Genomic DNA, 21,494 nt, shown 5'->3' with positions numbered 1-21,494 from the left:
GTCATTCCTTCACCGAAAAACCTTCAAACGACACTTTCAGCATGTGGCGGACGATATCGTCGGTTGTCATCTTGCTGAAGGTCTGCAAATACTCGACCGCCGGATCGCAGGTGCGCGCGTAATAGCTGAACAGAATCACATCCGTCGGCAGCTCGCGGTTCAGCAGGCCCTGCTCCTGGCCCTGCTTGACCAGCGCTTCCAGTTGCCGGTTCAGCTTCAGCACCTTCATCATGTACTTCAAATTGCGCATCAACATCTCGCGCACATGCGGGCTGGTGGAGGGCAGGAACGGCAGGCCGCCATCCAGCCGCACCCGCAGCGCCCACTCCAGCAGCGCCGACAGCTTCTCCACCGGTCCCAGCGCCGGGTCGATGGCGGCGACGTAATCGAGCGCGCCGTCCAGCAGGCGGATCAGCGCCTCGCCCACCAGCTCCTCCTTCGATTTGAAGTGCTTGTACAGGCTGGGCTTGGAGATGCCAACCGCACCGGCCACGTCATCCATGGTCATTAAATCATAACCTTTGGTGCTGAGCACCGCAGTCGCGGCGTCCAGTATCGCGTGCTCCCGCAGCTTAAAGGCTTGATTTTTAAAGCTTAATTTTGGAAAAATACTCATTGGTCAATTTTCGCTACTGATTAGTAGCTTTTCTTATTGGACGGTAGTAATATTAGCACACCAGTTAAACATTCTCATCATCACCCTATGAATCAGAAACGTCAACGTATAGCCATCGTCGGCGCCGGCATCTCCGGCCTGGCCAGTGCCTACTTCCTCAGCCGCGCCCACGATGTGGTGCTGTTCGAGGCCGGCACCTACCTGGGCGGCCATACCAATACCGTGGACGTCGCGCTGGAAGGCCGCACCCATGGCGTCGATACCGGCTTCCTGGTTTATAACGAACTCACCTACCCCAACCTGATCGCGCTGTTCGATGAACTGAACGTGGCCAGCATCGCCAGCGACATGTCGTTCGCGGTGTCGATGGATGATGGCGCGCTGGAATGGGCCGGCACCAATCTCGACAGCGTGTTCGCCCAGCGCAGCAACCTCGGCAGCCCGTCTTTCCTGCGCATGCTGTGGGATATTTTGCATTTCAATCGCAATGCGGAGCGCTTTCTTGAACAGGCCATGCAGAGCGGCGCCACGCTGGGCCAACTGCTGGAACAACAGCGCTACAGCGCGCGCTTCCGTGACGCCTACCTGCTGCCGATGGCGGCGGCCATCTGGTCCAGCGCGCCGAACGACATCCTCAACTTCCCGGCCGCGACCTTCCTGCGTTTCTGCCTGAACCACGCGCTGCTGCAAGTAAACAATCGGCCGCAATGGCGCACGGTGGCCGGCGGCGCACGCAACTACGTCGAAAAAATCGCCGCCGTGTTGCCCGATTGCCGCCTGCGCACGCCGGTGCGCGGCGTGTGGCGCAATGCCGACGGCACGCTGCAGGTCGATAGCGGACTCGACAGCGAAACCTTCGACGCCGTGGTGTTCGCCACCCATGCGCCGACCACGCTGTCGCTGCTCAAGGATGTCAGCCTGGCCGAACGTTCGATCCTCGGCGGCTTGCGCTACCAGCCCAACACCGCCTACCTGCACACGGACGCGAAGCTGCTGCCGCGCCGCCGCAAGGTGTGGTCGGCGTGGAACTACCTCTCGGGCGCCAGCACATCGGGAGGCCGCCCGGTTTGCGTCAGCTACTGGCTCAACCAGTTGCAGGCGCTGCCGTTCGAAACCCCGGTGGTGGTGACGCTCAATCCCCACGTGCCGCCCGACGCCGCCAAGGTGCTGGCGAAATTCGAGTACGACCACCCGATCATGGACCAGGGCGCGATCCAGGCGCAGCAGCAATTGCAGCAGATCCAGGGCGTCAACGGCACCTGGTACGCTGGCGCCTGGACGGGCTATGGCTTCCATGAAGACGGCCTGAAATCGGCGCTGCGCATCGCCGCCGCATTCGGCGTTGCACCAGCCTGGGCCACGCTGCCATGAAACCGGCCCAATCCCCGGCCCAGCTGGTGCACGGCCACGTGGTGCACGCGCGCCTGCGGCCGGCGTTGCACCGCTTCGTCTATCCCCTGTTCTACGTGCGCCTGAACCTGGCGCGGCTGGACGAATGCAACTCGCGCTGGTTCGGCGTGGACCGCTGGCGGCCGCTGGCCATCCGCCGCCGCGACTACGGCCCGCGCGACGGCTCCAGCCTGGAATTGTGGATGCGCGCCCTGCTGCGTGAACACGGCATCACCGCCGACGGCGAAATCTGGCTGCAAACCTTTCCGCGCGTGGCCGGCTACGTCTTCAACCCGGTCAACTTCTGGCAATGCCATGCGGCCGACGGCCGGCTGGCCGCCGTGCTGGCCGAAGTCAACAACACCTTCGGCGAAACCCACCGCTACCTGCTGCGCATCGATGACGGCATGAGCGTGGCCGCCGTCAAGCAGATGCACGTGTCGCCGTTCTGCGAAGTGCAAGGCCACTATCGCTTCCGCTTCCGGCTCGGCGGCGCCAGCCACAGCATCGGCATCGACTACCACGACAACGACGGCCTGCTGCTGCGCACCGCCGTCAGCGGCCATCCGGCGCCGATGACCGACCGCGCCATCGTCGGCGCGCTGTGCCGCTACCCGCTGCTGGGGGTCGGCATCGTCGCCCGCATTCACTGGCAGGCGCTGCGGCTGTGGCTGAAGCGCGTCCCCTTCTTCAGCAAGCCAGCCGCACCGCTTACCCAGACCACCGTGCACCAGGAGACCGCACAATGAACCGCACCTTGACCACCCAGTTCTCGACAGCGCCCACCGGCGCGCGCTGGTTTCTCAAACTGCTCAACAATATCCGCGTCGGCCACCTGGAGCTGATCGCACCGGACGGCGCGCGCATGGTGTTCGGCAATGCCCACGATACGGCCGGCGCCACGCTGCAGGTGCACGACTGGCGCGCATGCCAGCGCATCCTGCGCGCCGGCGACATCGGTTTTGCCGAAGCCTGGTCCGCCGGCTGGATCGACACGCCGGACCTGACCGCCCTGCTGCGACTGGCCCTGCGCAATGAGGCGGCGCTGGACCGCCTGGTATTCGGCGGCGCGCTGGCCCGAGCCTGGTATCGTCTGCGCCACTGGCTGCGGCCGAACACGCGCAAAGGCAGCCAGCGCAACATCCACGCTCACTACGACATCGGCAACGCCTTTTACAAGCTGTGGCTGGACCCGAGCTGGACCTATTCCAGCGCGCTGTTCGAAGGCGATTACAACCTGCCGCTGCAGGAAGCGCAGCGCCGCAAATACCAACGCATCATCGACACGCTGCAACTCAAGCCGGGCCAGCGCGTGCTGGAAATCGGCTGCGGCTGGGGTGGCTTTGCCGAGCAGGCCGCGCGCCAGGGCATCCAGGTGCACGGCGTGACGATCTCGCCATCGCAGTTGGAGATTGCGCAACAGCGCATCCGTGACGGTGGCCTGGGCGACCGCGTGCAGCTGGAGTTGCGCGACTACCGCGACCTCGACGGCCAGTACGACGCCATCGTCTCGATCGAAATGTTCGAAGCCGTGGGCGAGCAATACTGGCCGCAGTATTTCCAGACCGTGGCGGTGCGGCTCAAACCGGGTGGCCAGGCGCTGGTGCAAAGCATCACCATCGGCGAGCAGCACTTCGAGCGCTACCGCAGCAGTACCGACTTCATCCAGCAGTACATCTTCCCCGGCGGCATGCTGCCCAGTGTCGAGCGCTTCGAACAGCACGCCGCGCGCGCCGGACTGCAGCCGCTGGAAGCGCACGCGTTCGGCCCCGACTATGCGGAAACGCTGCGCCGCTGGGATGCGCAATGCCGCGTCACGCGCCATCAGCTAACCGAGCAAGGCTTCGATGAGCACTTCCTGCGCATCTGGCACCTGTACTTCGCCTACTGCGAGGCGGCGTTCGACGAAGGCCGCACCGACGTAGTCCAATTCCTGTTGCAAAAAGCCTGAGGCCGGGAGCCCGCCATGCGCACCTTGAACCATCCTGTCAGAGACTGGCGCGGCCGGCGCATCTGGCTGATCGGCGCCTCCAGCGGCATCGGCGCGGCGCTGGCCGTGCAACTGCTGGAGGCCGGCGCGCAGGTGGTGCTGTCGGCCCGCCGCATCGCGCAGCTGGAAGCGGTGGCTGCTGGCCATCCGCAAGCCATCGTGGCGCCGCTCGACATCCTCTACCGCGAAGGCTGGAAGGAGCGCTACCGCGACATCTGCGCGCAGATCGGCGGCATCGACCTGATCGTATTTTGCGCCGCCGACTACCTGCCGGAACGCAGCTGGGAAGTCACGGCGGACGGCGCGGCGCACACGCTGGCCGTCAATCTCGGCAGCGTCTACACCGGGCTGGCGACGGTGCTGCCGGACATGCTGACGCGCGGCAGCGGCGGCATCGCCATCGTTGCCAGCGTGGCCGGCTACATGGGACTGCCGAACGCCAGCGTCTACGGCCCCAGCAAAGCGGCGCTGATCAACCTGGCGGAACTGCTCTACTCCGACCTGCACCCGCGCGGCCTGGACGTGTACCTGATCAATCCCGGCTTCGTGCGGACCGAACTGACCGCCAAGAACGCCTTCACCATGCCGGCGCTGCAGACGCCACAGGAAGCGGCGCATGCCATCCATGGCGGCCTGAGCGCCGGCAAATTCGAAATCCATTTCCCGAAGCGCTTCACGCTGGTGGTCAAACTGCTACGATGGTTGCCCTACCGTGCGCGCTTTGCCTTGTTTACCCACTTGCTGAAACCGACATGAACCCAAAACGTTCCTTCCATTCCCTGTTCTCCCTGCTCGGCTGGATCGCCCTGACAGCCGCCGTTGCCGCCATAGGCGCCATGGGCTCCACCCAGGCCCCGGAATTTTATGCGCAGCTCGATCAGCCATCCTGGGCGCCGCCCACCTGGCTGTTCGGCCCCGCCTGGACCGTGCTGTACTTGCTGATGGCGGTGGCCGCCTGGCGTGCCGTCCGCAGCACCGCCCTGCCGGCCGCGCCGGCCGTGCGCCTGTATCTGATCCAGCTGGTGCTCAACGCGCTGTGGAGCTGGCTGTTCTTCGCCTGGCACCAAGGGGCCTGGGCCTTCGCCTGCATCGTCGCGCTGTGGCTGCTGATCGCCGCCACGATGACCGCGTTCTACCGTCGCGATCGCCTGGCGGGCGCATTGATGCTGCCCTACATCGCCTGGGTCAGCTTCGCCGGAGCGCTGTGCTTCACCATCTGGCAGCGCAATCCCACCCTGCTATAAAAAAAAGGGCTGGCGAGGGGAGCCGCCAGCCCGAAATCACTACCCCCTACAACAACAGAAGACTTAGAACTTCATCGACACGCGCGCGCCCAAGGTGCGAGGATTGTTGTAATACGCGGCCCAGATCTGCTGCTTCGGCTGGCATGGCGCGCCGACTTGCGTGCAGACTTCGATGGCGTCGTACTTCACTTCCTTGTCCGTGGCGTTGTTGACGAACAACTCGGCCGTGTAGGCCTTGCCGCGCGGCTCGTAGCGGATGCTCAGGTCCAGCGTGGTGTATGCGTCCTGCATCTTCACGCCTGGGTGGCCCGGCACATCGTTGGCGAACGCGCCCGAACCGACGAACGATTTGGTTTCGTAGTGCGCCGAGATGCGCGGCGTGATGCGGCCCTTGCCGGTGTCGAAGTCATGCTCGTACATCAGCGTCGAGGCAAACGTCGGTGCGTGTTTCAGCACGCTGCCGCCGACATTGACCGTCGGCGCCGTGGTGCCGCACGATAGTCCGTTGGCGCGCGCCGCGTCCACGTCGCAGGACAGGAAGTCGTCATAGCGCGCTTTCAGCCAGGTGGCGTTGCCGCTGAAGCGGTCCACGCTGGTCGGACGCCATGCCCATTCCGCTTCCACACCCTTCACCGAGGCGCCGGCCGCGTTGAAGTTTTGCAGCGTGTTGTTGACCACCTGCGATTCCAGCTTGTCCTTGTACTTCATCCAGAAGGCGTCGATGTTCAGCGACAGCTGGCGGTCCAGCAGGTCGGACTTGAAGCCGAATTCGTAGCTGGTCAGTTTTTCAGGCTTGGTGGTGGCGCCGCCGTCGCCAATCGCCGGCGAGTGGAAGCCGGTGGTGACCGAGGCGAAGGTCAGGATGTCCTTCGATACCTTGTACTCCACGCGGCCCAGGTAGGTGCCTTGGCCATACGCCAGGTCGGCGGTGTTGTCGCCGTAGGTATTGCCGCAGGTGGACTGGTTCACCACGCCGCCCGGTCCGATGTTGTGGGTGTTGATGGTGCCCACGCCCGGAGTCACCAGTTGCGCGATCTGGCCCGGCGTCAGCGCTGCGCCACGCGGCGCGTTGTCCGGCCAGTTCGGGCAGGCCCAGTTCTGGCCACCGATATCGTATTTGTGATCCTTGGTGTAGCGCGCGCCGGCGGTCAGTTTCCACATCGGGTCGAGCTCATAGCTGGCTTGCGCGAACGCCGCCTTGGAATGCAGTTGGCGGTTGCCCTGGATGAAGGACATGGCCGACGCATACTGGCCCACCGTCGGCTGCACGAAGATCACGCTGCCGGAGGCGATGCTCTGCGCCAGCATCGCTTCGGAGATCTGGCTGCGGTCGATGTCGAAGCGGATCTTGTTTTTCTCGCGGAAGAAGAACAGGCCGCCCACCCATTGCAGCGCCGCTTCGGAATCCGAACGCACTTGCAGCTCGTTCGACAGGCTGTCGAACTGGCCCCACTCGGTGCGGTTTTCCGCTTTGAAGCCTGGATAGAAGCCGGCATCCGCATCGCTGGCGTTGCTGCGTTTCAGGCGGCTCCACGCACCCAGGTACTGCGCTTCGATGCCTTCGACCGGACGCCATTGCACCTTGCCCTTGGCGGTGATGATGGATTGGTCCAGCGTCCCCGGCGTGTCGATCAGCGCCGAGCGCAGATCTTGCCCCGCTTTCGGTTCTGCCGCCAGGTAGATGTTGCCGGCGCCGGTGTCGCTGTAGTAGTCGGCGATGAAGGTGGCCTTCAGGTCGGGCGTGAACTTCCACAGCAGCGAGGCGCGCGCGCCTTGCTGGTTGCCGGCGCCGTACTTGTGCGTGCCCGGCGAGACGTTGGAGCCTTTCAGGAAGTCGACGTAGCCGTCATGCTGGTCCTTGATGGCGGCCACGCGCAGCGCGATGTCGTCGCTGAGCGGGATGTTGATCATGGCCTGGGTTTGCAGGCGGTGGTAATCGCCCACCACCACGCTGGCCGAGCCGAAGACCTTCTGCGTGCTCGGTGCGCCCGACACCAGGTTGACCGCGCCCGCCGTCGAATTGCGGCCGTTCAGCGTGCCCTGAGGGCCGCGCGCCACCTCGACGTGATTCAGGTCGTACATCAGCGCCGTGGCGCCTTGTGGACGCGGCACATAGATGCCGTCCACATAGAACGCCACCGCCGGATCGCCCAGCTCCGTGTGATTGGCCGAACCGACGCCGCGCATGTAGACGTGCACGCCGCCCGAATCGCTGTGCGGCTCCACCACCAGGCTAGGCACCATGGCGGTCATGCTGGCCAGGTCCTTGACCTGGTTATTGGCCAACGTGTCCTGCGTGTAGGCGGTGATGGCCAGCGGCGTGTCCTGCACCAGCGTGTCGCGGCGGGTGGCGGTGATGATGATTTTCTCGACGTTGTCCGACGATGCCGCCGGTGCTTCGGCCGCTGCCGTTTGCTGCGCGTAGGCCGCGCCGCAGGTCAGCGCGATCTGCGCAACACTCAATGCCAATATGGTTTTTTTCATTGCTGTCTCCTCGTTTCTTCAAGTGGAACCGGTTCCACCGCCAGACGCACGGGTGCGTCGGGCCATGCCTTGGCAGGCCCGGTGTTGAGTTAACTACGGTTTTTTATCCGGGGTCAGGTCCTCCATTGCTACACGGTCTCTGCTGTAGCCACAGCTACAGCAGAGACCGTGTAGCAATGGAGGACCTGACCCCGGATTTTTTAGAGCCGCTGTTCGCTGGCCCCGTCAAACAGGGAAATGCGATTGGGTCGGATAGCGAAGCTGATGTCCTTCCCGCTGTCGATCTGCTGCTGGTCCTGCACGATGCCCGCAACCTGCGTGCCGTGGAAGTCCAGCCACACTACGCGGTGCGCACCCATGGCTTCGACCAGCGAAACCGATGCGCGCACCGCCTGACCGACGCCGTCACCATGGCCGACGTCGATGTCTTCAGGCCGCACGCCGAGCACGCAGGCGTGCTTGCCGGTGGGCGGCTGCTTGAAGGGATAGCCGGTCACGTCGACCGACACATGCTCGTTGCTGAAGATGGTTTTCGCGCCCTGCTGCTCTAGCGTCCCGGTGAACAAATTCATGCCCGGCGAACCGAGGAAGGTGGCGACGAACAGGTTGGCCGGCGTGTTGTAGATCACGTCCGGCGTGTCGAACTGCTGCACCACGCCGCCCTTCATCACGGCCATGCGCTCGGCCAGGGTCATCGCCTCGACCTGGTCGTGGGTGACGTAGATCATGGTGGCGCCGAGCTGCTTGTGCAGCTGCTTCAATTCGCGGCGCAGTTCCGTGCGCAGCTTGGCGTCCAGGTTGGACAGCGGTTCGTCGAACAGCATCACGTCCGCTTCGCGCACGATGGCGCGGCCGATCGCCACGCGCTGGCGCTGACCGCCCGACAGGTTGGCCGGCTTGCGCTTCAACAGCGGTCCCAGTTGCAGCATGTCCGAAGCGCGCGTGACGCGGCGCGTGATTTCCGCCTTCGGCGTGCCGCTGATGCGCAGGCCGAAGGACATATTCGCTTCCACGTTCATGGTCGGGTACAGCGCATAGGACTGGAACACCAGCGCGATGCCGCGATCCTTGGGATCGGCCCAGGTCATGTCCTTGCCGCCGATTTCGATCTGGCCGGCGCTGGTGTCGATCAGGCCCGCGATACTGTGCAGCAGCGTGGACTTGCCGCAGCCCGAAGGCCCGAGCAACACCACGAACTCCCCTGCCTTCACATCGAGGTTGAGCGACTCGATCACCTTGTTGCCGCCCAGCTGGATCTGCAAATTACGAATAGCTACGTTAGACATGTTTATCCTTTAACCGCGCCAGAGGCGATGCCGCGCACGAACCAGCGGCCTGAAATGAAGTAGAGCGCCAGCGGCACGACCGAAGTCAGAATGGTCGCCGCCATGTTCACGTTGTACAGGCGCTCGCCGGTGGTGGTGTTGATGATGTTGTTCAGCTGGACTGTCATCGGCAGATGCTCGGAGCCCGCAAACACAAGGCCCAGCAGGAAGTCGTTCCAGATGCCCGTCACCTGCATGATGGCCGCGACCACGATCACCGGGGTCGACATCGGCAGCATCAACTGCAGGAAGATGCGCCAGAAACCGCCGCCGTCGATACGCGCCGCCTTGAACAGTTCCAGCGGCAGCGCAGCGTAGTAGTTACGGAACAGCAGCGTCATCACCGGCATGCCGAAGATGGTGTGGATCAGGATGATGCCCGGCAGAGAGCTGAACAAATTCACCGAAGCCAGCACCCGCACCAGCGGATAGATCATCACCTGCACCGGAATGAAGGCGCCCATCATCAGGATGGCGAACAAAAAGCCGGCGCCGCGCGGACGCCAGAACGACAGCGCATAGCCGTTCACCGCGCCGATGGCGATCGACAGGATGGTGCTGGGCACCACGATGGCGACCGAGTTCCAGAAGCCGGTGCGGATGCCGTTGCATTCCAGGCCGGTGCAGGCCGAGGACCACGCCTGCAGCCACGGTTCCAGCGTCATGTTCTGCGGCAGCGCGAACAGCGTGCCGAGACGGATCTCTTCCATCGGCTTCACCGACGTCACCAGCATCACGTACAACGGCAGCAGGAAGAACAGCGCCGCCACGATCAGGAAGCCGTACACGCCGATGCGGGCCGGCGTCCATGCCGGCGTGCGGCGCGGACGTGGCGTCGGGATGCTGGCGTCGTTGGCGGCGCGGCGCGCAGCTTCCTTGGCGGCGGCGGCTTCGGCGGCGGTGCCGCCGACTTTATCGAGTTTCACAACTTGTCCCATCATGCCCCCAGCGCAGCGCGGCGGTTGCGCACAAAGTACAGCGGCGCGACGATGGCCAGCACTGTCAGCAGCAGCACGATCGAAGCGGCGGAAGCCAAACCAATATTGGCGCGGCCGAACAGGTAGTCCATGATGAACTTGGCCGGCACTTCGCTGGCGGTGCCGGGACCGCCCTGCGTCATCGCCACCACGGCGTCGAACACCTTGACCACCATCACGAACAGCAGCACGAAGGCGGTGGACACCGAAGGCCCCAGCATCGGCAGCACGATGCTGACGTAGACGCGCCAACGCGGGATGCCGTCGATGCGGGCCGCCTTCCAGATTTCCTCGTCCACGCCGCGCAGGCCGGACAGCATCAGCGCCATCACCAGCCCGGAGGCCTGCCACACGGTGGCGATGACGATGGTGTAGATCGCCATGTCCTGGTCGACGATCCAGTCGAATTGTGCGTTCTCCCAACCCAGCTTGCGCAGCACTTCCTGGATGCCCAGCTCCGGATTCAGTATCCACTGCCAGATCAGGCCCGTGGCCACGAACGACATCGCATACGGATACAGGAAGATGGTGCGCAGCGCGCCTTCGGCCATCACTTTCTGGTCGATGAACACCGCCAGCAGGAAGCCGAGGATCAGGCAGGCGGCGATGAACAGCACGCCGTAGACGGCCACGTTTTGCAGCGACAGCAGCCAGCGCTCGTTGTTGAACAAACGGATGTACTGCGAGGCGCCGACAAAGTCGCTGGCCGGGAAGGTGCGCGAACTGCTGACCGATACGCGCGCCGTCCACAGCATGGTGCCGAGGTAGGCCAGCAGCACCGTCAGCGCCATCGGCAGGATGGCGATGTAGGCCGCGACGGAAACGTTCTGGCGTTTCTTGATCATGGCTTATTCGCCTTTAATGGCGCGGGCGAACGCTTTCTGCGCGTCGTCCGCAGACTGGTTCTTGTTCCAATAGCTGGTCAGCACGTCCTGCAGCGCGCCGGTGGTATCCGGCGTGGCCAGCATCTCGGTGTTCGGCAACTGGCGCGACTTGTCCTTCATGATGGCCAGGCCCTGGCGCGCGCAGATATCGAGCTGCGATTCATCGACGTCGCCACGGATCGGGATCGCGCCCTTGCGCGCGGCGAAGGCCACTTGCGCCGCTGGCGACGTGACCACATTGGCCAGCAGCTTCTGCGCCTTGACGGCGTTGGCGTCGTTCGTTTTCGGGAACACGAAGGCGTCGCCGGCCACGATGTACGGCGACTTCGGACCGAAGCCCGGATAGCAGCCAAAGTCCTTGCCGGCCACCTGCTTGGCGGCGTTGAATTCGCCCTTGGCCCAGTCGCCCATGATCTGCACGCCGGCCTTGCCCTGTACTACCAGCGCGGTGGCGTCGTTCCAGTTGCGGCCCGGCGAGCCGGCGTCCACGAAGCCTTTCAGCTTCTTGAATTCGACCAGCACCTGCTTGAAGGCCGGCGACATCACGGCTTTCTGCTCGCGGTCGCGGTACACCTTCAGGTACAGGTCCGAACCGCCGACCATGGCGAAGATGGCGTCGAAGGTGATCTTCTCCTGCCACACCTGGCCGCCGAAGGCCAGCGGCACCACGCCGGCCGCTTTCAGCTTGGCCAGTTGCGCCAGGAATTCTTCCCACGACTGCGGTTCGTTGGTGATGCCGGCTTTTTTATACGCGGCCTTGGAGTAGAAGAACCAGGCCGGCATGTGGATGTTGACCGGCGCGGCGTAGAAATGGCCGTTGATCTTGATCGCCTGCAGTATCGACGGCGGCATGATCTGGTCCCACTTGTTCGCAATGGCGACGTCGTCGACGTTGTTCAGCAAGCCCTGCTCCACGAAATCGCGGAACTGCTTGGAGGTGTTGAATTGCGCGGCGGTCGGCGCATTGCCGCCGACGATGCGGTTGATGGTGGTGGCGCGCGACTGGTCGGCGCCGGCCACGGCCTGGTCGATCCACTGGCCGCCGGCCTTGTTGTATGCATCCGCGAACTGCTTGACGGCGGCCGACTCGCCGCCCGAGGTCCACCAGTGAATCACGGTCGCTTTCAGCGGTGCTTGCGCGTGCGCCGCGCTGACTGCCAGGGCAAGCGCAACGGCGCCGCCCAGTTTTGAGGCCTTGTACATGCTGTCTGTCTCCCTTGAGGGCGTCGTGCGCCCCATTCTATTCGACTTGCTCAATTCCGGTCGGCGCGCTCCGCCAAAAATTGGGTCACCAGTTTGGCGCTGCGTTTCAGCGTACGCTTCTGCGTGGCGTAATCGACATGGATGATACCGAATCGGCGCTCATAACCAAAGGCCCATTCGAAATTGTCCATCAGCGACCAGATAAAGTAGCCGCGCACGTCGACGCCGGCCTTCACCGCCTGGTTCACCGCTTCGAGATGGCGGTTCAGGAAGGAGATGCGCTGGAAGTCATTGACTTCGCCCTCGATCACCACGTCGTCGGTGGCCATGCCGTTTTCGGTGATGTAGATCGGCGGCAGGTTCGGGTAGTCGCGGTGGAAGCCGACCAGCAGGTGGCGCAGGCCATCCGGATAAACTTCCCAGCCCATTTGCGTGCGCTCCACGCCTTCCAGGTCGACTTCGGTGTAGCCATGCTTGCCGTCGCTGACGACGTTGGTGCGGAAGTAGTAATTAATGCCCAGGAAGTCCAGCGGCGCGCCGATGATCTCCATGTCTCCATTCAGGATGGTCGGCTCGGCGCCCGGCCACAGTTCCCACAGCGCGGCCGGATAGGACTTCTTCAACAGCGGATCGAGGATCCAGTTATTGTGCTGCAGCTCGAACAGCCAGGCGGCGCGCTGGCCGGCGGCGCTGTCGTCGGTGCTGGTGCCGCGTCCCACGTTGGCGACGATGCCCACTTGCGCGGCCGGATCGTTGGCGCGCAGGTGCTGCACCGCCAGACCGTGACCGAGCAGCAGGTGGTGCATGGCCTGGGTGGCGAAGACCACGTCCTGCTTGCCCGGTGCGTGGTGGCCGGTGCCGTAGCCGTGCATGGCCGAGCACCACGGCTCGTTCAGCGTGGCCCAGGCGTCGACCAAGCCGGCCAGCTGCTTGCTGATCATGTCGGCGTATTCGGCGAACTTGTAGGCGGTGTCGCGATTGACCCAGCCGCCCTTGTCTTCCAGGTGCTGCGGCAGGTCCCAGTGGTACAGGGTGACGTAGGTTTTCAGGCCCTTGGCACGCAGTGCGATCAACAGCTTGCGGTAGAAGGCGATACCCTTCTCGTTCGGCTGGCCGTCGATGGTCATCACGCGCGGCCAGGAGATCGACAGGCGGTAGGCGCCGACGTTCAGGCTGGCCAGCAGCTCGACGTCCTGTTCCCAGCGGTGATAGTGGTCGCAGGCGAATTCGCCGGTGTCGCCGGCCAGGGTCTTGCCCGGCGTGGCCGAGAAGGTATCCCAGATCGACGGCAGGCGGCCGTCTTCGTTGATCGCGCCTTCAATCTGATAGGCGGCGGTGGCCGCGCCCATCAGGAAATCCTTGCGCCACAGTACCGAATCGGCAGGCGGCGAAAACGTCTCTTCATGTGCTACAGAACCCACGAAAACTCCTTAGTCTGAACTGGAAGTGGAAGCGCTTCCACAAGATGTTCAGATACTAACAGCGAAGAATTTCGGGTGTCAACGACATTCGCTAAAAATAAAGGGCGGCGCTGGCGGCGCCGCCCTGTTTTTCGGAGCGAATTACTTAGTCAACGAAGGCGCGCACACCTGCGTGCACGCTGTTCACTTTTGGCAACGGTTCGCTGGTATCGACCTCCAGCGTCGTGGTGCCCTTGCGCGCCGCGCCCAGCATGTAGTTCACCGCGCCCAAGTAGCGCTTGCCGGTTTCCAGGCCGGACCAGCTCATACCCACGGTGCCGGTGCCGTTCACGTAGGAGATGCCCGGCAAGGTGACCTTGAAGTTGCCGCCGGTGTTGCCCGCGTTCAGCACCCATTGCGACAGCTTGTACTCGGCCTGGCCGCCCTCCGGGTCATAACCGAACACGCACACCTTGTAGGTGCCCGCTGCGGGATTGTTCAACTGTATCGACTCGGTCGCACCGGTGGTGGTGCTGGCGAACAGGCCGACGCCGTCCGGCAGCAGCAGCCCCAGGTCGAGGTCGCTGTTGTCGCCGCCGCTGGTGTCGGCCGCGTACAGCCCTACCCTCAGCACCATGGTGCCGGGCGGGACCACCAAGGGCTTGACGTTCACGCCCGGACCGCCATTGCCACGGCAAGCCGCGACCGCCGCCGCATCGGACGTGTATTGGCCGATACTGCCGCTGGTCTGGGTCGCCGCCACCAGGCCGGTTTTCACGCCCGTCAGCGAGCCATTGAAGCCGGTGCCGATGGTCAGCACCTTGCTGCCCGTGGCCGCTTCGCTATACACCTGCGGCAGGATTGCCAGCGCCGCACCGCGCGCACTGATCGGGCTGCGCACCTTGTGGCCGTTACCGTCCGACCACAGTAGCGAGCCGTAGGTCCAGGTTTCCAGCGGCGCCGTGGTGCGCGTCAGCCTGACCTTGAACGTTCCCTTGGCGCCCGGCGCCAGCGTGAGCGTGGCCGGCTGCACTTCCACCGCGAAGCCCGGCACGCTGGCTTGTGCCGTGTAGGTGGCGTTGGACTGGCCCACATTGGTCACGGTGCGGTTCAGCGTCTGCGTGCCGACTACCGAGGCGGCGGTCAGCGACGGCAGGTTCAGGTTGTACGGCTGGATGCTGCCGTAGCTCTGGCAGGTAGCCGCCGAGTAGACGTCAAGACCCTGGCCGCACAGGAAGCGGATGTAGTCGCTCTCGTCGGCATCGTAGACCAGGCCGGGATCGGCGGCCGACGTCGGCACCACCTGCCCTGCCCCCTGCGCCCACGGCAAGGTGCCGGTGTCGAGCGCGCTGCTGTCCCAGCCCAGCGAGCCGCTGCGGCCGTCCGGCTTGGTGTCGGCGGCGGTGGTCATCAGCGCCGACTTGATGGCGGCCGGACTCCAGTCCGGATGGCGCTGCTTGATCAGGGCGGCGATGCCGGCCACGTGCGGCGAGGCCATCGAGGTGCCGGAGTAGAACGCCCAGTCGACCTTGCTGGCTTTGCCGTCGATCACGACGGCGGCGCGCTCCGCCTTGCTCAAGGCGGGCGTGACGCCGGCCAGGATGTCGGTGCCGGGCGCGGCCAAGTCGGGCTTCAGGATGTTGGCATTGGCCACGTTCGGCCCACGCGACGACGAATCGCTCATCACCGGCGCCGGCAGGTTGGGGTCGATCACCATCTTGACCTCGCCCAGCGCGGCGGTGGCCGTGGTCGGCGCCGAGGCGACATACGACTTCAGCGTCTTGCCATCGGCCAGCGACAGATGCACGGCCGACAGCGAGTGCGCCGCGTTCAGCACCGTGGTGGCGCCGCCGTCGACGTTGACGATCACCACCCCGGCGGCACCGGCCGCCTTGGCATTGGCGCTCTTGTTGATGAGCGCGTTGGCGCCACGGTCGCAGACCAGGATCTTGTCCTTCACCTTGGCCGGATCGAGCAGCGCCGCCACCTCGTCGGCCGCGCCGTAGCAGCGCGCCAGGCTGAGGTCGCCCGCCGGCACGCCGGCCTTGCCGGCGTCCTTGGCCAGGATCAGCCTGGCGGACTCGGTGTTGGCGTTGCTCGATGCGCCGGTCAGCTTGCTGCCGTTGCCGAGGCTGGCGGTGGCGCTGTAGGTGCGGTTATGAGTCGAGTTGCCCACCGTCGTCAGCCAGGGGCTGATGTGCGAGGCCGGCGCCGGCGCCCCCGATCCGGGGCCGGAATTGCCGGCCGAGGCGGCGACGAACACGCCGGCATTGGCCGCCTCCAGGAAGGCCAGCTCGGTCGGGTCGTCGAACTCGCCGCCGCCGGCCGTCGGGCCGATCGAGAAGTTGATGACGTTGACGCCGTCCAGCACCGCCTGCTCGATCGCGGCCACGCTGTCGGAGCTGGGGCAACCGGACTGGCCGCTCGGCGCCGTCCAGCACACCTTGTAGGCGGCGATGCGCGCACGCGGCGCGATGCCCGACAAGGTGGCCAGCGGCACGCCGCCGACCACCGCGCCGACGCCGGCGTTGCCGCCGGCGGTGGTCGAGGTGTGGGTGCCGTGGCCGCCGCTGCCGGACGGCGCGCCCAGCGAATCGCGCGCGGAGTTGAACTCGCTCCAGTGCAGCGTCATCAATGGATGCTTGAAATAGCGTGCGCCGATCAGCTTGTTGTTGCAGCTGCTGGCGCCGAACCCCTCGCCGGTGTCGCAACTGCCTTTCCAGCTGGCCGGCGGCGCGTCGTAGGCCAGCGTGCCGCCGTTGAAGGTCGGCAAGCCGTTCTGGTCGACGTGGTCGGCAAAGGCCGGATTCTCCGGCCACACACCGCTGTCGACGATGCCGATGATGATGTCCTCGCCGGCCGCGCCCTGCCCGCCCAGTTGCGACCACAGGCCGCCGGGCTGGCTCAGGCCCAGAAAGGCCGGGGTGTAGCTGGTGTGCAGTTCGAGCAAGTTGTCGACGCTGATTTTGGCCACGCCGCTGTTCTTTTTCAGCGCGCGCACTTCGGACTCGCTGAGCATGGCGGCAAAGCCGTTGAACACCACGTTGTACTTGTGAGTCACTTCGGCCGCGCTGACCGTGTTCAGCACGTCGGCCTTCTTGCGTTCCAGGTAGCCGATGTAGGCTTGCACGTCGGCGGCGTCGGCGTTCAGGCGCTGGCCCGGTGCCGGCTTGGTCGCCGCCAGGCCGGCCACCTGGCCGGTGTAACCGGCCACCGGCTTGTCGGCCAACTGCACCAGGTAGGAGCGGCGGCCGTCGTCGGCCTGGGCCTGCGCCGACAGCGACGCCAGGCCCAGCACCACGGCCGCAGCCTTGCGCCGGCGCCGCCGCGCCGCCAGGCCTACGCCGCCCAGGCCGGCCAGCATCATGGCCCAGGTTTCAGGCTCCGGCACCGCGCTGATGCTGAGGTTGTCGACCGCGAACTGGGCCTGGCCATAGGCCGGCTGGTCGAGCGAGTTGACACAGGCGCCGCTGTCGTCGAACAGGCAGGCGCTGAAGGTCACACTGAGCAGGCCGGCGCCGTTGAAGGCCGAACCGAGCAAGGCGTTTTTGAAGGTGAAATTATCGTTGCTGTCCTGGCCCGGCAGGTCGAGCGCCAGCAGGCTGGTGCCGCCGCCGGCGCGCACGCCGCTCAGCACCAACTGGCCGTAGCTGCCGTCCCGCACGCTGAGCGGCGCGATGAAGGCGAAGTCCAGGCTGGACAGGCTGAACGCCTTGCCATCGGTGCGGCTCAGACTGAAGCCGCCGTCGCCGAGGCCGGCGTAGTACTTGCTGCCGTCGCCGACCGGGCACGATACGATATCGCAGCTGTAGCGGTCGGCAGAATCGAGGATGGCGCCCGAGGTACTGGAGATCCCGTGGGCCGCCGTGTAGGGCCCCTCCAACACCAGCAGGTCATACCCGAGTTCGTTGATGGCGTCGCCGCCGACAAACACATCCGGTTTCTGGCCGTCAAACGTAATGACGTCCGCCATGGCCGGCGCTGCGGTCAGCAACGCGATGGCACCCAAGGTGCCGGCCAGTTTTCCCAGCATGCCGTGCGCCTGGTGGGCGCATCGGTGCCGATGATTTCTGATTTTCTTCATTCTTCTACCCTATCGATATGGAATCAATGTCGATGCTCGTGGCTCTACGAACACCCGTGCCACCACCTCAAGCTGCCGCGCGTTCTCCTTTTTTTTGTGCGCGGCGGCCGAACACGCCCAGCAGGCCCAGGCCGCCCATCAGCATGGCCCAGGTGGTTGGCTCAGGCACCGGCGCCATCACGTACTGCAGGCGGTCCAGGTAGATGCCGTCGCCTTCCACCTGGCCGGTGATGGTGATGGAGGTGATCGGCTCGGAGAAATAGGCGGCGGCAAACAGGAAGAACTCCGGGTTGCCGTTCGAGGCGTAGCCGCTGAAGAAGTCGTGCGAACCGTTGACGTAGGTCACCGTCAGCGCCGACGGGATCGGCGCGCCGCCCGGGGCGTTGAAGATGGTCGCCAGGCCCCAGACGTCGAACGCCAGCTTGCTGACCGGACGGTCGAAGGTGAAGGTCAAGGTATCCGGCGCGCCGAAATACACGGCGTGGCTGCCGTCCGACTGACCGAACTTGTCGGTCGGGCCGCCGGTGAAATACGGGCTGCCGCTGTCGCAATACTGGCCGGCGCAGCTGACGGTGACGTCGCCGTAGTCCCACGACTGGCCGTTCTGCACATAGCTGCCCTCGAAGCTCTCGGTCGTCACTTTCTCACCCCAGGTGATCAGCTTGAACTCGCGCTCGGTCTCGACAAAGCCCTCGTAGGCGTACGCAGGGGCGGCGCCGAAGGCGGTGATCAGGGACAGTGCCAACATCAGTTTTTTCATTTTTAAGCTCCTTCAAGTTCATTGATCCGAATGAATCAATGGCGATTTGCAAGGCCGATACTACGACCGTTTGTAGCGCTATCAAATAAAAAAATGTTAACGATTTTAGCGATGTTGGATGCGTGACACACAGGTCTATACAAGCGTAAAAATGACAAATAAATAATGTTTTAACATCAAACAAGCTACGTGTTTTTACCTATATATCATTGATTACTCCGGATATTTCGTTTATTTAAAGGAAAATTAATTTCTGTAACAAAAAGTAAATAACCAACTTTGTTTTATATTTAAAATGGTTTTCATGACGTAAGGAAACGGCCGGATTTTCCTAGTTGAATCGCTGATTTTGATAGCGCTAACCTATGTGAGCAATAAAAAACGGCACAGGGCGAGAGCAGCTGTGCCGTTCTTGCCGGAATGGTCGGCGTTTATTTCTTGTCGGTCGGGGTCGGTGGGACCGGGACGAATGGGAAGGTGCCGAACAGGTTTTTGCTCTGGCTTTGCATCTGCTCCTGCATCTGCACGAACAGGCTCTTGCTCTGGTCGATGTAGTTGTTCATCATGCCCTGCATCATCGGACCCTGGACGTTCATGAACTGGGTCCACATTTCAGGGCTGAACGGCTGGCCACCGACGGCGGTGCTGGTGAATTTGCGCTGGATGTCGGTGAACGCCTGGACGTTCTTTTCCAGGTAGGAGCCCATCATGCCCTGCATGGCGTGGCCGTAGAAACGGATGATCTGGGCCAGCACGTCGCTGGAGAACATGGGCGCACCGCTCGCCTCTTCTTCCAGGATGATCTGCAGCAGGATGCTGCGGCTCAGGTCTTCGCTGGTCTTGGCGTCGACAACGGTGAATTCCTCGTTGTCCAGTACCAGCTGTTTCACGTCGGTCAACGTGATGTAGGAGCTGGTCTGCGTATCGTACAGACGGCGGTTAGGGTATTTCTTAATCAGGCGCTCTGCATTTTTTTTCGCACTACTCATCACAAGTCCGTTTATTGCGCCGCAGCGCATGTCTCTTAAATATCGGAAAGAAGGTGGACGGATGGTCCCCTTCCCGCGTGCCTACTTTACTTATTATAGAGGGGAAAAAGCATGTCTTGCACAATCTGATATAACTTTTGGCTTTTATTGCAACGCAACCAATTTTACAGCTTATCAACTTTCTGCTTTTCTCCCCTGCAACGTCAATCCGCCTTGACCTTTACATAACGTCCCGGCGCCGGCTCGATCGGCTGGTACTTGGCGTTGCCCGGCTTGGCCTTGGGCTTGACCTTCTTGCCGCCGTTCTGGTTCAGGAACTCTGCCCATTCCGGCCACCAGCTGCCCGCCACTTCGGTGGCGCCGTCGAACCAGGCTTCGGCGCTGCCGGCCTGGCCGCCGTCGTTGGTCCAGTAGTTGCGCTTGTTCTTCACCGGCGAGTTGATGACGCCGGCGATGTGGCCCGACGCGCCCAGCACGAAGCGGTTGGCCTTGGCCTTGCCCGGATTGAGAATGCTCAACGAATCAAAGGCCGACGGCCACGGCACGATATGATCCTCGCGCGAGCCGTAGATAAAGGCCGGCGCGTCAATCTTGCCCAGTTCCACGCGCTCGCCCGCCACCACCAGTTGGCCGGTCTTGAGCTTGTTTTCCAGATAGGTATTGCGCAGGTACCAGCAGAACATCGGCCCCGGCAGGTTGGTGCTGTCCGAGTTCCAGAACAGCAGGTCGAAGGCGGCCGGATCGTTGCCCTTCAGGTAGTTCGACTGCACGTAGTTCCACACCAGGTCGTTAGGGCGCAGGCTGGAGAAGGTGCTGGCCAGGTCGCGGCCCGGCATCAGGCCGCCATCCTTGAGCTGTTGCTCGCGCAGCGCGACTTGCGTTTCGTCGACAAACACATCCAGCACGCCGGTGTCGTTGAAGTCGAGGAAGGTGGTCAGCAGGGTCAGGCTGTTGGCGACCTGCTCGCCGCGCGCGGCCAGCACCGCCAGCGCGGTCGAGACGATGGTGCCGCCGACGCAGAAGCCGAACATATTCAGTTTTTCCTGGCCGCTGATGTCCTGCACCGCGCGGATGGCGTTGATCACGCCCTTGTCCACGTAGTCGTCCCAGGTGGTGTGGGCCAGCGATTTATCGGGATTGCTCCACGAAATCAGGAACACGGTATTGCCCTGCTCCACCGCGTAGCGTACCAGCGAATTTTCCGGCTGCAAGTCCAGGATGTAGAACTTGTTGATGCACGGCGGCACCATCAGCAGCGGCGTCTGGTTGACGGTGGCGGTCTTGGGCGTGTACTGGATCAGCTGGAACAGCGGCGTTTCATACACCACCGTGCCTTCGGTCATGGCCAGGTTGCGGCCGACCTCGAAGGCCGATTCGTCGGACAGCGAAATATGCCCCTTGTTCATGTCGGCCAGCATATTGGCCAGGCCCTTGGTCAGGCTCTCGCCCTTGGTTTCAATCAGCTTTTGCTGCGCTTCCGGATTGGTGGCCAGGAAGTTGGCGGGCGACATGGCGTCGACGATCTGCTGCACGGCAAAGCGGATCTTCTGCTTTTGCTGCGGCGTCACTTCCACGGTATCGACCATGGCATTGAGGAATTTCGCGTTCAGCAGGTAGGCCGCCGCGTTGAAGGCGGTCAGCGGATTGCCTTGCCACGCCGGCGAGGCGAAACGGCGGTCGCCCACGGCCGGGGTCTTGCCGGATACGAATTCCTGCCATAGCCCGGCGAAATCGTTCAGATAGTCATTCTTCAGCCGTTCCATGGCGTCTGGCTTGATGTGCGCGCCAACATCCTGCATCATGGCGGCCAACGGATGCGCCTCCACCGCCGGCGCCGTAGTGAACCAGGATTGCCATTGCCCAGGGTCGCTCATCTGCGACATCCAGGCGTTGGCAATAGCTTGAGGATCGGGCAAATTCATGTGTGGTTCCCTAAAGTAAGTTAAACACAATGCTGATTGTTGCTATTGCTTGGATTTACGTGGTCGGACTCATGGCATTGACGGAAACTTCCATCATTGCGGGAATTGTAACGTTTTTGTTCTATTGCGTGCTGCCCTTGGGGACTTTGATTTACATCGCGGGCACGGGAAAGCGCAAAGCGCGCCGCCGGGCGGCCCTGCAAAAAGACCAGGCGCCCGGGGAATAG

The 21,494-nt window shown here is 63.5% G+C and carries 17 protein-coding genes and 1 pseudogene; 6 read left to right on the top strand and 12 right to left on the bottom strand.

Going from position 1 to position 21,494, the window contains the following annotated elements; genetic code table 11:
- Position 1: 1 nt before the first annotated feature.
- Entirely contained in the window at positions 2 to 616 is a 615-nt protein-coding gene (locus tag ACXZ1M_RS26335; protein ID WP_459050549.1) for a TetR/AcrR family transcriptional regulator, read from the bottom strand.
- Between the two features lie 87 nt (positions 617 to 703).
- On the opposite strand from ACXZ1M_RS26335, the gene ACXZ1M_RS26330 reads away from it, so the two are divergent.
- Genes ACXZ1M_RS26330 through ACXZ1M_RS26310 form a run of 5 tightly spaced genes read left to right on the top strand, consistent with a single transcriptional unit; the run spans position 704 to position 5,239 of the window.
- Positions 704 to 1,987: an NAD(P)/FAD-dependent oxidoreductase gene (locus ACXZ1M_RS26330; RefSeq protein ID WP_459050548.1), complete on the top strand. Its 1,284-nt coding sequence runs from the start codon at positions 704 to 706 to the stop codon at positions 1,985 to 1,987.
- Entirely contained in the window at positions 1,984 to 2,754 is a 771-nt protein-coding gene (locus ACXZ1M_RS26325; RefSeq protein WP_459050547.1) for a DUF1365 domain-containing protein, read from the top strand. Before ACXZ1M_RS26330 ends, ACXZ1M_RS26325 begins: the two co-directional genes overlap by 4 nt.
- Complete coding sequence (locus ACXZ1M_RS26320; protein ID WP_459050546.1) at positions 2,751 to 3,956, top strand: class I SAM-dependent methyltransferase; 1,206 nt, start codon at positions 2,751 to 2,753, stop codon at positions 3,954 to 3,956. Before ACXZ1M_RS26325 ends, ACXZ1M_RS26320 begins: the two co-directional genes overlap by 4 nt.
- A 15-nt stretch (positions 3,957 to 3,971) precedes the next feature.
- Positions 3,972 to 4,751: an SDR family NAD(P)-dependent oxidoreductase gene (locus tag ACXZ1M_RS26315; RefSeq protein WP_459050545.1), complete on the top strand. Its 780-nt coding sequence runs from the start codon at positions 3,972 to 3,974 to the stop codon at positions 4,749 to 4,751.
- Positions 4,748 to 5,239, top strand: coding sequence for a TspO/MBR family protein (locus ACXZ1M_RS26310; protein ID WP_459050544.1), 492 nt, complete (start codon positions 4,748 to 4,750; stop codon positions 5,237 to 5,239). The genes ACXZ1M_RS26315 and ACXZ1M_RS26310 overlap by 4 nt, the downstream gene beginning before the upstream one ends.
- Positions 5,240 to 5,302: 63 nt before the next feature.
- Here ACXZ1M_RS26310 and ACXZ1M_RS26305 read toward each other — a convergent pair whose 3' ends face one another.
- The 11 genes and pseudogenes from ACXZ1M_RS26305 to phaC form a co-directional block, all read right to left on the bottom strand.
- Positions 5,303 to 7,723: a TonB-dependent receptor gene (locus ACXZ1M_RS26305; protein ID WP_459050543.1), complete on the bottom strand. Its 2,421-nt coding sequence runs from the start codon at positions 7,721 to 7,723 to the stop codon at positions 5,303 to 5,305.
- A 200-nt stretch (positions 7,724 to 7,923) separates the two neighbouring features.
- A complete protein-coding gene (locus ACXZ1M_RS26300) occupies positions 7,924 to 9,009 on the bottom strand; it encodes an ABC transporter ATP-binding protein (RefSeq protein WP_459050542.1) in 1,086 nt (361 codons plus the stop codon).
- A 2-nt stretch (positions 9,010 to 9,011) separates the two neighbouring features.
- Positions 9,012 to 9,890 carry a carbohydrate ABC transporter permease gene (locus ACXZ1M_RS26295; RefSeq protein WP_459054077.1) on the bottom strand — a complete coding sequence of 293 codons (879 nt, stop codon included), beginning with the start codon at positions 9,888 to 9,890 and terminating at the stop codon, positions 9,012 to 9,014.
- A gap of 95 nt (positions 9,891 to 9,985) precedes the next feature.
- Entirely contained in the window at positions 9,986 to 10,870 is an 885-nt protein-coding gene (locus ACXZ1M_RS26290) for a carbohydrate ABC transporter permease (protein ID WP_459050541.1), read from the bottom strand.
- 3 nt (positions 10,871 to 10,873) lie between these two features.
- Positions 10,874 to 12,112, bottom strand: coding sequence for an ABC transporter substrate-binding protein (locus ACXZ1M_RS26285; protein ID WP_459050540.1), 1,239 nt, complete (start codon positions 12,110 to 12,112; stop codon positions 10,874 to 10,876).
- Between the two features lie 50 nt (positions 12,113 to 12,162).
- Positions 12,163 to 13,533: a GH1 family beta-glucosidase gene (locus ACXZ1M_RS26280; protein WP_459050539.1), complete on the bottom strand. Its 1,371-nt coding sequence runs from the start codon at positions 13,531 to 13,533 to the stop codon at positions 12,163 to 12,165.
- Positions 13,534 to 13,678: 145 nt separating this feature from the next.
- On the bottom strand, positions 13,679 to 16,600 hold the full coding sequence (locus ACXZ1M_RS26275; RefSeq protein ID WP_459054076.1) for a S8 family peptidase: 2,922 nt from the start codon (positions 16,598 to 16,600) through the stop codon (positions 13,679 to 13,681).
- A gap of 216 nt (positions 16,601 to 16,816) precedes the next feature.
- A pseudogene (locus ACXZ1M_RS26270) lies at positions 16,817 to 17,485 on the bottom strand (NF038120 family PEP-CTERM protein); the annotation flags it as partial.
- A gap of 178 nt (positions 17,486 to 17,663) precedes the next feature.
- Entirely contained in the window at positions 17,664 to 18,356 is a 693-nt protein-coding gene (locus ACXZ1M_RS26265) for a PEP-CTERM sorting domain-containing protein (protein ID WP_459050538.1), read from the bottom strand.
- Positions 18,357 to 18,787: 431 nt separating this feature from the next.
- Positions 18,788 to 19,345, bottom strand: coding sequence for a polyhydroxyalkanoate synthesis repressor PhaR (phaR, locus tag ACXZ1M_RS26260; RefSeq protein ID WP_373992000.1), 558 nt, complete (start codon positions 19,343 to 19,345; stop codon positions 18,788 to 18,790).
- 203 nt (positions 19,346 to 19,548) lie between these two features.
- Positions 19,549 to 21,267, bottom strand: coding sequence for a class I poly(R)-hydroxyalkanoic acid synthase (phaC, locus tag ACXZ1M_RS26255; RefSeq protein WP_459050537.1), 1,719 nt, complete (start codon positions 21,265 to 21,267; stop codon positions 19,549 to 19,551).
- 29 nt (positions 21,268 to 21,296) lie between these two features.
- Here phaC and ACXZ1M_RS26250 point away from each other — a divergent pair, with 29 nt between their 5' ends.
- Complete coding sequence (locus ACXZ1M_RS26250; RefSeq protein WP_459050536.1) at positions 21,297 to 21,494, top strand: hypothetical protein; 198 nt, start codon at positions 21,297 to 21,299, stop codon at positions 21,492 to 21,494.

This window comes from Duganella paludis (assembly GCF_054461335.1).
Note: the sequence above shows the minus strand (reverse complement) of the source record. Positions and strands in the feature narration are given on the sequence as shown.

Excerpts from the sequence above, each read along its gene's own strand:
- ACXZ1M_RS26335 (WP_459050549.1), bottom strand. The coding sequence starts at position 616 with ATGAGTATTTTTCCAAAATTAAGCTTTAAAAATCAAGCCTTTAAGCTG.
- ACXZ1M_RS26330 (WP_459050548.1), top strand. The coding sequence starts at position 704 with ATGAATCAGAAACGTCAACGTATAGCCATCGTCGGCGCCGGCATCTCC.
- ACXZ1M_RS26325 (WP_459050547.1), top strand. The coding sequence starts at position 1,984 with ATGAAACCGGCCCAATCCCCGGCCCAGCTGGTGCACGGCCACGTGGTG.
- ACXZ1M_RS26320 (WP_459050546.1), top strand. The coding sequence starts at position 2,751 with ATGAACCGCACCTTGACCACCCAGTTCTCGACAGCGCCCACCGGCGCG.
- ACXZ1M_RS26315 (WP_459050545.1), top strand. The coding sequence starts at position 3,972 with ATGCGCACCTTGAACCATCCTGTCAGAGACTGGCGCGGCCGGCGCATC.
- ACXZ1M_RS26310 (WP_459050544.1), top strand. The coding sequence starts at position 4,748 with ATGAACCCAAAACGTTCCTTCCATTCCCTGTTCTCCCTGCTCGGCTGG.
- ACXZ1M_RS26305 (WP_459050543.1), bottom strand. The coding sequence starts at position 7,723 with ATGAAAAAAACCATATTGGCATTGAGTGTTGCGCAGATCGCGCTGACC.
- ACXZ1M_RS26300 (WP_459050542.1), bottom strand. The coding sequence starts at position 9,009 with ATGTCTAACGTAGCTATTCGTAATTTGCAGATCCAGCTGGGCGGCAAC.
- ACXZ1M_RS26290 (WP_459050541.1), bottom strand. The coding sequence starts at position 10,870 with ATGATCAAGAAACGCCAGAACGTTTCCGTCGCGGCCTACATCGCCATC.
- ACXZ1M_RS26285 (WP_459050540.1), bottom strand. The coding sequence starts at position 12,112 with ATGTACAAGGCCTCAAAACTGGGCGGCGCCGTTGCGCTTGCCCTGGCA.
- ACXZ1M_RS26265 (WP_459050538.1), bottom strand. The coding sequence starts at position 18,356 with ATGAAAAAACTGATGTTGGCACTGTCCCTGATCACCGCCTTCGGCGCC.
- phaR (WP_373992000.1), bottom strand. The coding sequence starts at position 19,345 with ATGAGTAGTGCGAAAAAAAATGCAGAGCGCCTGATTAAGAAATACCCT.
- phaC (WP_459050537.1), bottom strand. The coding sequence starts at position 21,267 with ATGAATTTGCCCGATCCTCAAGCTATTGCCAACGCCTGGATGTCGCAG.
- ACXZ1M_RS26250 (WP_459050536.1), top strand. The coding sequence starts at position 21,297 with ATGCTGATTGTTGCTATTGCTTGGATTTACGTGGTCGGACTCATGGCA.